Source organism: Paraburkholderia strydomiana (genome assembly GCF_046030495.1).
In the GTDB taxonomy this organism is placed as follows: domain Bacteria; phylum Pseudomonadota; class Gammaproteobacteria; order Burkholderiales; family Burkholderiaceae; genus Paraburkholderia; species Paraburkholderia strydomiana_A.
In genome coordinates this window covers 353,945-370,445 of sequence record NZ_JAQQCJ010000003.1, presented here as the reverse complement: position 1 = coordinate 370,445, position 16,501 = coordinate 353,945, and the positions used below count along the sequence as shown (strand labels likewise).

The window sequence follows — 16,501 nt, the reverse complement described above, 5'->3', positions numbered from 1 at the left end:
TACGGAGATACGTATGAAGGTCACACAACTGCGCGCCTTTGCTGTTTCAGCAGGCATGGCTCTGGGTCTCCTCTCCCTTTCGTTTTCGCCGGCTCATGCGGCGACAATCGACACCGGCGCTAGCGATAACGCTATGTCAAAGCAGGAATTGAAGGCGTAAAAAAAGGCCGCTCGCAAAGCGCATCGCGCAAAAAAGAACGCTGAGCTGAGCACACTCGCAAAGAACGGCTATAACCCGGCAGGCAATCAAACAAACTATCCACAGAATCTGCAGAACGCTCAACAAAAAGCAGCCGGTCAGAAGCCAATCAACGCGCCTGCGGCCGCTCCTTGACGATTTACGAATACTGATTCGCGCATACCAGGCCAGGATGGCGCGGGTCGCCCGGGCGATGGAACAAAGGGCGCTTGCGGGGACTGGATCGCCGAACTGCCACCGATGGCACATCGCATCCGACGCCGCCTGGGGTCAACGGCAGTAGCGCATCCTGCGTCGATGCAAGGAGGTACGATCGAAGGTGGGTAGACGCTACAGCGAGTTCAATCCATTGCCGCGCAGACTTCATCCGTGCTCGACGCCAAGCAGACGCGCGTCCAGCCGCCGCGCTAGCGCCGCGCCGCCTTCGCGCATCACCGCATTGTGGTTCCACTGGAAAACCGGTCGCAACAACGGCGCCAATACATTCATCCATGCGCGGTTCGTATGCACGCACCAGTCATAGCGGACAACGGTAAGGTTGCGTCCGACGGTCGTAAAGCTCCACCGGCCGGCCCCTTCGACGTCGCCACTCGCTCGCCCCTCGAGCGCGACCAACGGGTCGACGCGCGTCACCCGCATGTCGAATACAAGGCGATAGGGCAACCAGCCCTTCCACGTATAGCGTTGTACGACCCCCACGCCCTCGTCTGAACCTGCTTCTAGCTGGTCGACGCGCTCGACGTTATTCCACCACTCGGGCCAGCGCGCCGAATCCTTGATTGCCGCCCAGACTTCCTGCACTGGCGCATCGATGCGCCAGATAGTGGAAAAGCGGTATTCGACCGTCCGCAAGTTGCCTCCGTTCTTACTATTTTCCTTGAGATTTTGTCAGATGCTCACTGCACTTGCATAGGTGAAACAGCACCGCCTTTTCACTTCTCGATATCTCGTCGAACTGTCTGCAAGAAAACGCAGGACAGAGTCGGCCCGTCCGTACACGAGAACCGACGGCGGGGAGCTTTTTAACCATCTCGCCCCACAACTGCCCTTCAGTCTGACGGCCACGAGTGGCGGTTGCTCGGCCCGTCTGCACCTGTCATCAGCGCTCGCAACTATGCCGCGTCGATTCCAAGAGAGACTGCTCGCCGCATCCCCTCCGCTGCGTCTGTCACGGCGCGGCAGCATCTTGCCCCGTCGAGCCGAGCATGGTCTCAGCACCTGCGGCATCTTCCTATCCCGTTACCGTCATTCGAATCCCCGTGCTGGCAAGGGCCGTTTTTATAGGCTCCTCGACCGTCAGGCGCGCTACGATCTGCGTTTTGGCTGCGATCTGCAGCGCGGTCTTCTGCGCGAGGAGCGCTCCTGCTGTCGGTCGCGCCGGCTTTGCACCCGCACGTCAAGCACCGCGCCATGCCGGTCCACCGCACGCTACAACCAATGCTTCTTCCCGTTGATCGCGACGACCACTTCGTCGAGGTGCCACTTGTCGCCTCACGCCAAGGCGGTGGACCGGATACGCCGGGCAATGCCCCGCCCGAACTTCACCGACCAGCGCCGCACGGTCTCATACGTGAGTTCAATCCCGCGCGCGGCCAGCAGTTCCTCGACCATGCGCAGACTCAGCGGGAAACGGTAGTACAGCCACACCGCGTAGCTGATCACGTCGGGTGGGAAGCGATAGCCCGCATAGGACAGCGGTTTGTCGGCGACAGGTGGGTTCTGTTGGATCGCTGGTTTCATGGCCAACATTATCGGCGCATCCACGCCACGCTGACCGCAAGTTGACAATACCGTTAAGGGTATGACTTTCCATTTGATGCTGGCGGACGTATGTCCGGTCGCCCATCACGCTCAGCCCATGTAAAAATACACTAGCGGTATAGCGGCGCGTATCGAGCGAGCGGCTTAAATTTTTGCACTCGCGTCCGCCCCCGTGCATACTCCCTTTCCGCCACGAGAAAGTACAGCGCGGCGAGAATACCGCGCTTCCGGAGACTCAATGCGTTTCGATTTCCAGTCGCTGAAACTGTTCGTTGCCGTCTGCGAGCACGGCAGTATTGCCCGCGTGGCAGAAGCCGAAAACATCGCGCCTTCAGCGCTCAGCAAGCGCATATCTCATCTTGAGGACATGGACGATTCCACGCCGCGAGTCATCCATGTCGAACAGCGTGATGCGCGACTGAGCGGCATCACGTTGCAAAGCCGTGATCATGCCTCGCCGCTCGGGATCTGCCACGGACGCCAGATCGTTCGCGGTGCTGGAAACGTAGTGGTCGGCCGTGCCGAAGATACGCTCGGGTGAGCGCGGTTTGAGTCCACGCTCACGCAACATGTCGAACGATTGTGTAGTGACGTCGTGAATGAAATGCCGGTCTATGAACAGCAGGTCCTGTCCATCGTCACGCGTCATGACCCGGTGAGCGTCCCAGATCTTGTCGTAAAGGGTTTGCGGACCACTCATGGCTTGGTCGAATTGCATTGCTTCGTCTCACTCCGTCAATTTATCGACCGTGGTAAACACGGCCATGCGGTTTCGCAATTGATTCTGGTGTGGAAGCATCATGCATCAGGCACGCCGGTTCATTCGTGGTCTTTTGGAAAGGCACCATCGCCAATCGCGATGACGATAATCATCAATGTCGGCGGTCTCGACGACGCGATGAAACTTCATGGCTCGGCCAAAGCGAGAAGTGGATTACCCGATCGGGTTTCTTTCCGTCAAATGAGGAACAGCGGGGCCGGTCTGCGCTGCCTTGCTGTTCGCGGAGGGGACATGGCCTGTTCATCGAACCCTCAATATCTGGGCTCTGTTGCAAATAGGGTCGGTGAATCGGTTAGCGTTGTCGGAGCAAAACGAACTGATGACCCGCAATGAGAGCCAGTTCGATCTCGCGGAGCTCGGCCTCAAGGAGGCCACTGCGTCGCTGTATGGAATGCGGTCCGTTCCATTCGACAAGTTATCCTTCCTATAGACAACTTCTCAACCTGCTTTTCTATTTGCACCAGAACCCTCCTGTGGGCCATCGTTGAACGGCAGCCGCCGCTGTCATCGCTTACGGCCGATGACGCCGTTGGCTACCGTGCCTTCCTGCGGCGACCGGCACCTCGCGGGCGCTGGACCGGACAACCCTGCTCGCGCCGCTCTGCCGGATGGCGCCCGTTCGCACACGGCCTGTCGCCGCGCTCGGCGGCCTACTCCCTGTCGGTGCTGCCTGCGCTGTTCCGCTGGCTCATCGAGCAATGCTATGTGCTGGCCCATCCATTCGCCGGCATCAAAATTGAATTGCCCTCCCGGGCAAGTGCTTTTCCCCTTTCCCCTAGTGACAGCAACCGACCCGGTCAACTAAGCTCCGTTTCGGACGAGAAAGCTATCGGCCTTGCATGTGTTTTTGCTCGACCGTATTGAGCATAGGAGGCCCAGGCAAATGACGGCAAGCGCTTCAGCGTGGCGTAGGTCCTCAGGAGAGGTACGGCATGGCCTTGCATGTCCGGCCGTACAAGCCTTCCTGCGCAAGTTCATGGTGCGGGCATTTCAGGGCATTGTAGGCGCCATGCTTGTTATGGTTTCGATTTTGCTGGGTGCCGCCGACGCACAAGCACAAGCCAGCGCGCCTTCAGCAACGAACGCGACGGACACGACGACCGCTGAGCTCACGCTCATGGACCGCCCCATTGCCACGTTCCGCGCGAGTCTCAGCGGCGCCACGCCAGCGCAGCGCGTGCGGCGCACCCAGGCGGTACTCGAAGGACTCTCGGAGCGCACGCTCGAATTGCCAACCCAAACGGTCCACGGCTCGCTCGGCGAGCAACGGGGCGTCATCTTCCGGCGCGGCGATCACATCCTCTTCGCGCTCCTGCAGGACGACGTCGATCCTGCCGACACTCGCCCGCTCGACGACATCGCCGCCGAAACGCAGGCCCGGCTCGATACCGCGCTGGCCGCGCGCCGCGCGCAATTGCACTGGCCGAACATCGTCCGCGGCATTCTGTATTCGGTGGTGGCCACGGTCGTTCTCGTCGCGGCGCTCTGGCTGATCGGCCGTATGCAAACGTGGCTCCAGGCGCGCATCCAGTATGCGGTCGAAGCCCATGTCCTGCGGCGCACGGCAAAGAGCTTCGACTGGACCGGCTCCGCCTTCCACCTCGCGCGACAGATCGTGCAACTGATGTCGCTCTTTCTCGCCGCCGCGCTCATTTACCTCTATCTGATCGTCGTGCTGGAGCGGTTCCCTGCGTCGGAACCAATGGGCATGCGGCTAAGCGGCTTTCTCTGGGCGCTCGCCAACGACATTGCCTCCGCGGTCGTCAACGCGATCCCCGGAATCATCACGGTGGTCGTCATTTTTCTGCTCACGCGTGCGCTGCAGAATCTGCTCGACAATGTCTTTCGTGCGGTGCAGCAGCGCAATCTGACGATCCCAGGCCTCTATGCGGATACCGCCGACGCTACGCGCCGCATCGTCAGCATCGTCGTGTGGGCGCTGGCGCTGACCTTCGCGTATCCGTATCTGCCGGGCGCGCAAAGCGATGTCTTCAAGGGCTTGAGCGTGCTGCTCGGTCTGATGGTCTCGCTGGGCTCGGCCGGGATCGTGAACCAGTTGATGAGTGGCATCGTCGTCACCTATAGCCGCGCGTTCCACAAGGGCGACTTCGTCAAGATCGGCGATCTGACAGGCACGGTGGTGAGCGTGGACACGCTGTCGGTCAAGCTGACGAACGTGCGCCAGGAGGAAGTGACGATTCCTAACGCGGTCGTCGTGGGCTCGGTGGTCTGCAACTATTCGAACCATGAGGGCAAGCCGGCCGCCTTCCTGACGGCTTCGGTGACGATCGGCTACGACACCCCGTGGCGGCAGGTGCAGGTGATGCTGGCGCTTGCCGCGGCGCGCACCCGACACACGCTCGACACCCCGCCGCCGTTCGTTTTGCAGCGCGCGCTATCCGACTTCTATATCGAGTACGACCTGCACGTGGCCGTGGCGAACCCCAACCTGCGCCCCGTCATTCTGAGCGAGCTGCACAGCCATATCGTCGACGTGTTCAACGAATACGACGTGCAGATCATGTCGCCGCACTTCATGAACCAGCCCGCCACCAACGTCGTCGTTCCGCGCGACGGCTGGTATGCGGCGCCGGCGGCCTCGCCGGGCGAATCGAGCAGCGCGCAGGCGATATCGAAGTCGACGCCGCCGTTCAGCTCGACGTGAAACGGGAGGAGCGGATGTCAAAGCGAATGCGGAATGGAAAACAGGGACACGGCTTTCGGAGTGGCGCAGCCGTGGATGATCAGTTATGCGAAGATGTATTAAAGCACTTCACGTTCGCATTCCATATGAAAGATCGTCTATAACGTGAATGACAGATTAATCGTATTTCGCTATCGCATCAAAGTGCCGGACGCGCTTCACCAACCGACTGCATAAAGGATTCCGCGACGTAGTCGGCATTAATCATGATCTATCCGGCATTCACGTCGCGAGGATGAAGCTATAGCGAGTTTTGCAGACAGGTTCGTGCAAAACGTTTGGCTCAAGATGACACGCACGTGGTTCCGCCGTGATGCGGCAATTAATACCACGGCAACAGATTCGGCAATATAAACCGGAATATCTGGCCGATTCACACCGCCTTGATTCCCGGTTTAATCGTTTTAACCGGATTAACACGCGCAACCCGACGCGAGGCGAACAATGGCCGATACGAGTAGTCCGTTGAATATTGCTCGCTATTTGCGACCGCGCAGCCAGGCATTGGCTCTGGAACAACGCATCCTGTTCGATGGAGCCGCGGCGGCCGCCGCCGACCATCAGCATCATTCCGATTCCGCGCACGCCCCCGCAACCGCCGAACCCGCCCCGCCTCCCGACGCGCGCAGCGCCGCAACCGCCCCTGCCGCGCCGCCACCGTCCGCGGCACCGGCCGCAGCGGCGCCCGTTACGCCGCACAATCTCGTGGTGGTCGATAGCCGCGTCGAGAACGGCGATGAACTGACGGCGCAACCGCAGCCCGGCACCCAGGTGCTCGTGATTCAGCCCGGACAGGACGCCATCGCGGCCATCTCGGCCGCGCTCGCGGGCATGGGCAAAGCCGACTCGATCCAGATCTTCTCGCACGGCGCGGCGGGCCAGTTCACGCTCGGGAACGACATCTACACGAGCGCGTCGCTATCCCAGATCGCCGGCGCGCTCGGCGCGTGGCGCGGGCATCTGAGCGGCGACGCGGACATCGAACTCTACGGCTGCGGCATCGGCGCGGGCGATAGCGGCAAGGCCCTCGTGCAGACGCTTGCAGGCCTCACGGGCGCGACCGTCGGCGCGTCGAGCAATGCGACGGGGAGTGCCGCACTCGGCGGCGACTGGACGCTCGAAGTGACGAGCGGCACGCTCGACAAGCCGATCGCGCTGAGCAGTGACACCCTCGCCCATTACGACAGCCTGCTTGCCGATGCGAGCCCCACGGTCGTCCTGTCGGCGTCCGGGCAGGACGTGCTGCTCGGCAATCAGTTCACCTTCAATGTCTCCTTGTCGAACAGCTCAGCCCAGGTAGGCTACGCGCCCTACGTCGACCTGCTGATCCCCGCGACCGGCAAGGACGGCAACGACGGCGTGACTTTCCTTTCGGCGAGCTACCTCGGCCAGGTCGTGACCACCTTCACGATCACGTTCGACGCGAACGGCAACGCGGTGCATCCGCTGGCGAAGGACGCCAGCGGCAATGCGCTGACGATCAACGCCGCCGCATACGGGTTGCGCCCCGGCGACGAACTGGTGGTACTCGAGTTGCCCTTTGCGAGCGTGTCGCAGGCGCAACCGGCTGTCACGGTGCAGGTGACCGCGCAGTTGAGCAACCTCGCCGACACGGCGTTCTCCGACAGCAGCCCCGACCTGACGATCCAGGCGCGCGGCGGCTTCGAGTTCGGCAACGATTCGCTCGACAATCCCACGACCGACCCGACGCTCGTCGAGTCGTCGCTGCACGATCTCGTCGTGCATCCGACGGTGGTATCGCTCACGCAGACGGTCAACATGCCGGAGAACGAAACGGCCACCGGACCGAACTACGTGCACACGGAGACGGTCACCGCGACGGCCGCGGCGGGACAGACGCTGACGAACGTCGTCATCAACCAGGACGTGCCCGCCAACGTGCAGGTGACGGCCATCACGCCGGGCGCGGGCGGCACGATCGTCTCGCTGACCTTGCAGGACGGCTCGGTGCTCACCGATCCCTTGCTGATCACGGCCGCGATCAACGCCGACAACATTTTCATCCGCTCGTATTCGGTGCAGTACGCAACGCTCACCGGCTCGGCCGATACGGTGCTCAGCTTCTACGTGCCGCAGGCCGACGCCTCAGGCGCGAACGTGATCGACCCGACGACGGGCGCGCCCGTCACCATCGCGTTCGGCACGGCGTCGGGCAGCGGCCAGTGGGTGCCGCTCGACCCGCGCGATCTCACGCCGCCCAATACGAGCGTCGCGTTTTCCGGTACGGCTGATGGCACCGGGACCACCTTTGTCGCGAAAGTCGCCACGCTCGAAAAACAGGTGGCCGAGCAGACCGATACCGGCACGGCCGGCGTGACACCCGGCGATACGCTCGGCTACACGCTGAATGTCGACCTGTCCGACTACTTCGCGATGGGTAAGACGCAGCTCGGCGCGGGCCAGTTCGTCGTCACCGACCAGCTGGGCGACGGCCAGACGTTAACGGGAACGCCCACCATCACGTACAACCAGGACGGCGTCGCGCATACGGTCGCGCTCGTCTACAGCAGCACCGTCAACGCGGACGGCACGACCACGCTGACCTTCGACGTGGGCGCGTCGATCGCGGCCGCCAGCGTGTTGCAGCCCGGCGCGCTGGCGGGCGACCTCGCCTCCAATGGCACATTGCAGGGCGCGACTACGGCCAGCATCGGCTATCTCGCCGTAGTCGGCCAACGCTACGCCACGAGCTATACCCAGAGCGAGATCAACGAAGGCGACTCGTTCGGCAATCACGCCACCGTCGCGGCGACCCTGCTCGTCGACCGCCTCAATCTGACGGGCGGCTCGGTGAGCGACGATTCGTCGACAAGCAGCACCGTCCCGGCCGGTCATGTGGATATCGAACTGGTGTCGGTCAACTCGGCAACACCGCCCGCGAGCGGCGAACTGAATCCCGGCGACGTGGTGTCGTTCAGCCTCACGTACAACCTCGTGACCGGCGACTACGAACAGTTCTCGCTCGCGGCGTATCTGCCGTTGCCGCTGCTGAATGCGTCGGGTATCAACTGGACCCAGGGCAGCGGCGTCGGCCAGTGGTCGTATGGCGCGCTCAACACGAACGCGGGCGGTCTCGTGAGCGTGTCCGAGGGCAGCGGCAATGCGGTCGTGTTCAACTTCGGCAGCTTCGCGACGCCCTCCGTGGGCGGCAGCACGATCCAGATTGTCTTTACGATGCGCGTCGGCGATCAGCCTTTCGCCGACCACCGTCCGTTCGACGTGCTGGCCCAGTCGAATCAGGTCACGACGATCAACCACACGCCGCTCGTCTCATCCGATGTGGCGGTGGTCGCCTCCGTCGCCGAACCGGTGCTCGACGTCCGGCAGGGCGTCGTCTCCAGCAGCGCGGGGACCATCACCGGCACGACCGGCACCTGGAGCGCGCCGGGCAGCGCTGGCGTGCCTTTCACGGGCTCGGTGACGGACGTGGATGCGGTAAACGGCGACCTGAGCGGCATCGACGCGGGCGACGCGCTGCGTCTCGCCACCGCGATCAAGAATACCGGCGGCGGCGGCGCATTCGACGTGTCCACCACCGTGACCTTGCCGGGCGGTCTGCAATTCTCCGGCGGCAGTCTCGCGGCGGCCAACCTCTCGATCTATCGCGGCGACAGCACGCTGCTCACGCAAGGTGTCGACTACAGCGTGAGCGGCAACACGATCACTTTCCTCGACGCGGGCGCCAGCGCGACGCTGCTCGCCGGACGGGCCGGCACCGCGGCGGACCAGGCGGGCTCGAACGTGATCGTGATCAGCTACGACGCGACGGTCATCAGCAGCATTGCCGCCGGCAGCACGCTGCAAACCAGCGCGGCGCTCACGCACTACGCGAGCATCGAAGGCGGCACCGACTTCACGCCGACCGACCTGACCGACACCGCCAACGAGCAGATCGCCGCGCCCACCGTCAGCGTGGAATACGGCGGCGGCGCGCTCAGCGACGGCGATTCGTCGGCGACGCATACCACCGGCAGCGACCTGGTCGTGGGCGAAGGCATGACCTACGACATCGTCGTCACGTTGCCCGAAGGCGGGACCGGCAACCTGCGCGTCGACGATCTGATCCCTGCGGGCCTGCATCTCGACACGAGTTTCAACGGCGGCCTCGGCTACGAGATCATCACGACGACAGCGGGCAGCAGCGCGCTCGGCGCGAACTTCAACGGCACGGCGACCGTCGCCAGCCTCGCCGCGTTATCGGGCCAACTGGGCACGGACGGCGCGGGCGCGCGCTGGACCTTCTCGGCGTCCGGCGCCACCGCCGACAATGTGGCCGGCAACAATTCGTTCGTGATCCGCGTACATCTGGTGGCGAGCAATACGGCCGGCAATCAGGCTGGTGTAACGCTCGCCAACCCGGGACAGCTGACCTACAGCGACCCGGACGGCGACACGCCCAACGGCACAGCGGCGCTCGATCGCACCGTCGCGCAGAGCGGCGCCGCGCCCACCATCGTGATTCGCGAGCCGACGCTCCAGGTGACGCAGGCAACGCCTGCGCTGCCCACGCTTGGCGTCGACGAAGGCGACACGGTCGAATACGACATCACGATCAGCAACGGCGCGTCGGCCACCGACTTCGACGCGTTCGACATCGGCTTTCGCGATTCGCTGCCCGCGCAACTCACCGGTCTGAGCGTGCTCGGTGTGACCTATCAGAGCGGCGCGACCAACAACGGCGGCCCGGACTTCGAACTGGTGAACGGCCAGTTGCGCACGGCAAGCGGCGCCAATATCGACATCGCCAAAGGCGGCAGCATCACGATCCGCGTGTCGGGCACGGTGCTCGCTTCGGCGGCCAGCGTGCCCTCGTTCGACAATACCGCGACCATCGACTGGAGCAGCCTGAACGGCACGACCACGGGCGCCGCCGATCCGGCCGGCGAACGCACGGGCCTGGACGGTCCGCTCAACGGCGGCACGCTCAACGACTATCAGACGAGCAACGTCGTGACCGTACCGGTCGCGCAGATCGTCGAGATTTCGCGCGTGGGCGGCCTGTCGGATACGCCTGCGTCCTCGCCGACGAATGGACCCGACGAGAGCGTGACGATCGGCGAAGTGATCCGCTACCGGGTGGTCTCGCTGGTGGCTGAAGGCAGCGCCAACGACTACGCGGTGCAGGTCACGCTGGCGAACGGGCTTGCGTTCATCAACGACGGCTCGGTGCGCATCGTGTTCATCTCGAACAACGGCATTCAGACCGACATCACCAACCTCGTCACGAGCGGCACGCTCAACGTGAGCGGCAACCAGTTCAGTGCCGAGGCGCTGCCGATTCCCACCGACCTCTCCGGCGCAGCGCCGACGGGCGTGCTCAATCCGGCAGAGATCGCCGTCACGACCGATGCGAGCGGCAACCAGATCCTCACGTTCCATCTCGGCAACATCGTCAACCCGGACAACGACGCGGACTTCGAAGGCATCTCGCTCGAATTCAGCGCGCGGGTGCTCAACCAGACGTCCAATGCAAGCGGCGCCACGCTTGCGGTGTCGGCCATCGATCTTTCCGGCACGACGCCGCTTTCGGCTTCGACCACGGTGCGCGAAGACATCGTCGAGCCGAACTTCTCGGGCCTGCAAAAGCAGATCTACAGCTTTGATCCGGTCAGCGCGAGCGCGGGTCTCGGCACGGCGGACGTCGATATCGCCTTCACCCAGAACGGCACCTCCGCCGCCTATGACGTCGTGCTGACCGACAGCTTCACGGGCGCATCCGGCTACACATTCGATCATGTCGTCGTCAACAACGTCAGCTATACGGGCACTCAACTGGCGTCCATCGGCGCGGCGGTGGATATGAGCAATGGTCTGCGGCTCACCTTCGGGAAGCTCGACGCGGGCAGTCAGGTGCAGGTGTTCTATTCGGCCGACGCGCCGAACACCGTCGCCGTGGCGCCGACCAACGCGACGCTCACATGGACCAGCCTGCCCGACAGCTTCACGAGCTGGGGTGGTTCGGGCGTCGGCAGCGCGGGATCGGCGGACGGCGAGCGCACCGGCGCGGGCACGGCGCCCAATACCTACGTGCGCAACGACGCGGCAGGGCTCGGCGTGATCAGCGGTACGCTCTGGGACGACACCGCATCGGCAACGACATCGGCGACGCCGGACGGCCCCGGACTCGCGGGCCAGACCGTCACGCTCACGTGGGCGGGCGTCGACGGCAACCTGAGCACCACCGCGGACAACCTGACGTTCAGCGCCACCACCGACGCAAGCGGCCACTACGAGTTCGGCGTGCTCCCCGTCGGCGTCTATCAGATCCAGACGCCGACCGGCACGCTGACCTATCCGCAACCCGTGGGCACGCTGGCGGTGCGCATCGACAGCGACGCGTCCACGGCGCTCGGCACGATCGGCATCACGCTCGCGGATGGCGGCACGGCAGCCGCCGACGCCGGCTATGTCGAGCAGAACGACGCGCCGGTCAACACGCTGCCGTCCGCGCCGCCGAGCGGGCTCGAAGATACGGCGTTCAGCCTCGCGGGCATCACCGTGGGCGACGTGGACGCGGGCAGCCGCAATCTCCAGGTCACGCTGAGCGCGCTGCACGGCACGCTCTCGCTGACCACGCTGCCTGCGGGCGTGACCGACTCGGGCGAAAACACCGCGACGCTCACGCTGACCGGCACACTCGCCGGGCTGAACAGCGCGCTCGCGAACCTGCAATATCTCGGCAACGCGAATTTCAACGGGCCCGACACGCTGACCATCAGCACCAACGACCTCGGCAACTTCGGCGACTTCGACGGCAACGGCACCCCCGGCCAGACGAGCGACGCGCGCGTGACCACCAGCACGTTGGCCATCACGGTGATCGCCGTGAACGACGCGCCCGTCGCGCTCGCCGATACGGCAAGCGCGACCGAGGCCGGCGGCAATGGCAACCAGCAACCGGGCGTCGATCCGACCGGCAACGTGCTCAACAACGACACCGACGTCGACATCGCCACCAACGGCGACGCGTTGCGCGCCGTGCAGGTCACCAATCAGAGCGGCACCACCATTGCGCTGCCGACCACCGGACGCGGCGTGATCGCTGGCCTTTACGGCACCCTGAGCCTGGGCGCGAACGGCGGCTATCAGTACATCGTGGATAACAGCAATGCCGCCGTCGAGGCGCTGCGGCTGTCCGGCCAGACGCTGACCGAGCAGTTCACCTACGTGGTCTTCGACAGCGCGAACGCCAGCGCGAGCACGACCCTCACGATCACGATTCACGGCGCGAACGACACGCCGGTCGGCGTCAACGACACCGGCTCGGCCACCGAGGCGGGCGGCGTCGCGAATGGCACACCGGGCAGCGACGGCACGGGCAACGTGCTCACCAACGACACCGACGTCGACAGTGCCGCCAACGGCGAGACCCACCGGGTAACGGGCATCACGAACGAGCCGGAGATCACCGTGGACAGCCCGCTGACCGTGGTGACGGCGGGCACGTCGAGCAGCAACGGCACGCAGATCGCGGGCACGTACGGCACGCTGACGATTGGCGCGGACGGCTCCTGGCGCTATGTGATCGACAACAATAACGCTCAGGTCCAGGCGCTCGTGCCCACCGACGCCCCGCTCATCGAAACCTTCACCTATCAGGCCACGGACGCGGGCGGACTGAGCGATCTCGCGCAACTGCGAATCGAAGTCCACGGCGCGAACGACAACCCGGTCGCGAGCAACGATGCCGGCACGGCGAGTGCCGGCTCCGCGAGCCTCGGCGTGAACCCCGTCGACGCGACCGGCAACCTGATCACCCAGGCGAGCCGGCCGGGCGCGGCCACGCAGCCGGGCGGCAACGGGATCGACACGGACGTCGACCATACCGACAATCCGAACACGTTGCTGCGGGTCGGCGGCATTCGCACAGGACTCGAAACGGCCGGCGGCACCCTCACGGCGGTGGCAACCGGCACGAACGCGGCGAGCGGCACGACCCTCGCGGGCAGCTATGGCACGTTGCACATCGGCGCGGACGGCTCGTACGACTACGCCGTGGACAGCAACAATGCCGCCGTGCGCGCGCTGGCGGCGGGCGCGACCCTGACCGAGACCTTCACGTACCAGCTCGTCGATACGAGCGGCCTGACCGATCAGGCGCAACTGGTCATTACGGTGACCGGTGTGAACGATGCGCCCACGCCGCAGCTCGACACCGGCCACGCCGTCGAGGCCGGCGGCGTGGCCAACGCGACGCCCGGCATCAATCCCACGGGCAACGTGCTGACCAATGACAGCGACCCCGACAGCGATGCGCTCACGGTGACGGGCATCCGCACCGGCGCATCGACGGGCACCGGCACCGCCGGCACGCCCGGCCAGTCGATTCAGGGCGCGTTCGGCAGCCTGACGCTCAACGCGAACGGCAGCTGGCAATACATCGTCGACAACAGCAACGCCGCCGTGCAGGCGCTGCGGCTCTCCACCGACCTGTTGACCGAACGCTTCACCTACACGGTGTCCGACCCGCACGGCGCGAGCGCCCCGGCCGAACTCGACATCGTGATAACCGGCCAGAACGACGCGCCCGTCGCGCAAAACAATACGGCAACAGCGGTCGAAGCAGGCGGCACAGCGAACGGCACAGCGGGCATCGATCCCACCGGCAACGTGCTGACCAACGACACGGACGTGGACGCAGGCGATACCAGGACCGTGGACGGCGCGCGAGCCGGCCCCGAAGCCGCGGGCGGAACAATCGCCGCCGTGAGCGGCGCGACATCGATCGCGGGCACCTACGGCACACTCACGATCAACCCGGACGGCACCTTCACCTATGCGGTCGACAACAGCCTCGCCGCCGTGCAGGCGTTGACGCCGGGCCAGAGCGTGTCGGAGTCCTTCACGTACCGGATGCACGACGCGGCAGGCGCGAGCGATACCGCGCAGCTGAGTGTGCAGATCCAGGGGGCGTGGGACGCGCCGACGCCGCAGAACGACGTGGCACTCGCGGCCGCGGACAACGGCCACGGCAACGCCGTCAATCCCACCGGCAACGTGCTCGTCAACGATACCGATGTGGACGCCAACGACGTGCTCACCGCAACCGGCGTGCGCGCGGGCGGTACGGCTGCCGGCGGCGCGCTGACGGCGATCGCGGCGGGCAGCAGCAGCGCCTCGAACGCCACCACGATTCATGGACAGTTCGGTGATCTGATCATCGGCGCCAACGGCACTTACCAGTACGTGGTCGATACGACCAACCCGACGGTGATCGCGCTTGGGCCCTTGCAGTTCCTCACCGACGCGTTCACCTATCAGGCAACCGACCGCGGCGGCCAATCGGCCGCGGCCCAGCTCACGATCCTGCTGCGCGGACGCGACGACGCGCCGGTCGGCCACGACGACGCGGCCACCGCCGTCGAAGCCGGTGGCCTGAACAACGCGACGCCGGGCACCGATCCTTCGGGCAACGTGCTCGCCAACGACACCGACGCGGACGGCGACCCGCTGCACGTCGTTGCCGTGCAAACCGGCGATGCGTCGGCGGCCGGCAGCACCACGGGCACAGCAGGCACCACGCTGCAGGGCGCGTACGGCGTCCTGACGCTCAACGCCGACGGCAGCTGGCATTACACGGTGGACAACACGCTGCCCGCTGTCGAGGCGCTGCGCACCAGCGGCCAGACGCTCCAGGACGTGTTCGCCTATACGGTCGCCGACACGTTCGCCCAGCAGGGCACCGCGACGCTGCGCATCACGATCGGCGGACAGAACGACAGCCCCGTTGCGCACGACGACGCAGGCACAGCACTGGAGGCCGGCGGCACGAACAACGGCACGCCGGGGCGCGACGCAAGCGGTAACGTCCTCGCCAACGACACCGATGTCGACAGCGTCGCGAACGGCGAAACGAAACAGGTCGTCGATGTGTCGAGCGAAGCGGGCGCCACCGTGTCGGCAGGGACGGCACTGACCGGCCGCTACGGCCAGCTCGTGCTCAACGCGAACGGCGGCTACGACTACGTTGTCGACAACGCCAACGCCGCCGTGCAGGCCCTGCGCACTAGCAACGAAACGCTGACCGAGGTGTTCGTGTATCGCATGCGCGATACCGCCGGCGCGACGGCACAGGCTACGCTGACCGTCACGATCCACGGCGCCGACGACACCCCCGCTCCGCACGACGACAGCAGCACCGCGAGCGACCAGGTAAGCGCACCGCAAACCAGCGGCAACGTGCTGACGAACGACGGCGACGTCGATGCGAACGACCATCTCAGCGTGGTCGGCGTTCACGCCGGCACGGCCACGGAAGCCGGCGCCGCCGCTACGCCGGGACATGCGCTCGCGGGCCGCTACGGCACCCTCAATCTGAACGCGGACGGCAGCTACACCTATTCGATCGACCTGACGAATCCGCAGGTGCTGGCCGCGGCCGGGCTCGGTCAGGTGCTGCAGGACGTCTTCACCTATACCGTGAGCGACACGGCCGGCGCGACCGCGCAAGCCCAGTTGACGATCCATCTCGACATCTCGTCGCCCTATATTCCGCCGACAGGCTATGGCCCGCACTGGGCCACGGATGCGACCACGGCCAACACCCACTTTCAGCAACCGGACCTCGTCCCCGTCGTCTTCGTGACGCCCGTCGTCGAGGCGAATGCCGTGCGTGAGCGCGTCGTGTCGCGTGAAGCGGACGGCAGCGAAATCGGCTGGCCGCTCACCGCCGACACCAACCCGTTTTCCTCGCGCGTCATGCCTGAACTCCAACCCGACCAGTTCGTGAGCAACGTGGTCCGGGACAGTCAGCTTGAAAGCGCCTTCGACCGCGCGTGGATTTTCGGCCGGCACGGCCGCATCAGTCTCGACTCGGATGGCTTGCTGTCCGATCCGTCCGTGTTCGCGGCGCTCGCGCCGCACATGACGGGCGGCATGCATCCTCCCTCCGAGAAGGAAACGCCGAAAACCGCGCAGGCTTTCGCGTCGCAATTGCAAGCCGTGGCGTCGAGATCGCCCACCCTGCACGGCGCGCGCGCCAACGCGGATGAACGCTAGCCCTCGCAGAAGAACGACAAGGACCACGGGGACCACA

At 65.0% G+C, this 16,501-nt stretch carries 5 protein-coding genes and 3 pseudogenes; 5 read left to right on the top strand and 3 right to left on the bottom strand.

The features are described 5' to 3' along the window. Nucleotides 1-562: 562 nt before the first annotated feature. Together PQQ53_RS06905 and PQQ53_RS35065 are read right to left on the bottom strand one after the other, a co-directional pair. The gene (locus tag PQQ53_RS06905) at nt 563-1,051 is read right to left on the bottom strand and encodes an SRPBCC family protein (RefSeq protein WP_408323530.1); all 489 of its coding nucleotides are present in this window, start codon (nt 1,049-1,051) and stop codon (nt 563-565) included. A 489-nt stretch (nt 1,052-1,540) separates the two neighbouring features. Next, nucleotides 1,541-1,939 (bottom strand): annotated as a pseudogene (locus PQQ53_RS35065) (IS6 family transposase); the annotation flags it as partial. 259 nt (nt 1,940-2,198) lie between these two features. Between PQQ53_RS35065 and PQQ53_RS06895 the strand changes: the two are divergent. Continuing rightward, nucleotides 2,199-2,327: pseudogene (locus PQQ53_RS06895) on the top strand (helix-turn-helix domain-containing protein); the annotation flags it as partial. Here PQQ53_RS06895 and PQQ53_RS06890 read toward each other — a convergent pair. Next, nucleotides 2,292-2,609, bottom strand: coding sequence for an aconitase family protein (locus tag PQQ53_RS06890; RefSeq protein WP_408150649.1), 318 nt, complete (start codon nt 2,607-2,609; stop codon nt 2,292-2,294). The pseudogene PQQ53_RS06895 and the gene PQQ53_RS06890 sit on opposite strands and share 36 nt — an antisense overlap. Here PQQ53_RS06890 and PQQ53_RS06885 point away from each other — a divergent pair. The 4 genes and pseudogenes from PQQ53_RS06885 to PQQ53_RS06870 all read left to right on the top strand — a co-directional run bounded on the left by PQQ53_RS06885 (nt 2,556) and on the right by PQQ53_RS06870 (nt 16,464). After that, nucleotides 2,556-3,074 (top strand): hypothetical protein, encoded by a 519-nt coding sequence (locus PQQ53_RS06885; RefSeq protein ID WP_408323537.1) that lies wholly within the window; start codon nt 2,556-2,558, stop codon nt 3,072-3,074. The genes PQQ53_RS06890 and PQQ53_RS06885 overlap by 54 nt on opposite strands. A gap of 129 nt (nt 3,075-3,203) precedes the next feature. Further along, nucleotides 3,204-3,479 (top strand): annotated as a pseudogene (locus PQQ53_RS06880) (integrase); the annotation flags it as partial. A gap of 379 nt (nt 3,480-3,858) precedes the next feature. Next, entirely contained in the window at nt 3,859-5,406 is a 1,548-nt protein-coding gene (locus PQQ53_RS06875; protein WP_408150643.1) for a mechanosensitive ion channel family protein, read from the top strand. 543 nt (nt 5,407-5,949) lie between these two features. Further along, nucleotides 5,950-16,464: a cadherin-like domain-containing protein gene (locus tag PQQ53_RS06870; protein WP_408323528.1), complete on the top strand. Its 10,515-nt coding sequence runs from the start codon at nt 5,950-5,952 to the stop codon at nt 16,462-16,464. The last annotated feature ends 37 nt before the right edge of the window (nt 16,465-16,501 follow it).

What these genes read in the sequence shown, in the direction of transcription:
- PQQ53_RS06890 (WP_408150649.1), bottom strand. Translation starts at nt 2,609, where the DNA reads ATGACGCGTGACGATGGACAGGACCTGCTGTTCATAGACCGGCATTTC.
- PQQ53_RS06875 (WP_408150643.1), top strand. Translation starts at nt 3,859, where the DNA reads ATGGACCGCCCCATTGCCACGTTCCGCGCGAGTCTCAGCGGCGCCACG.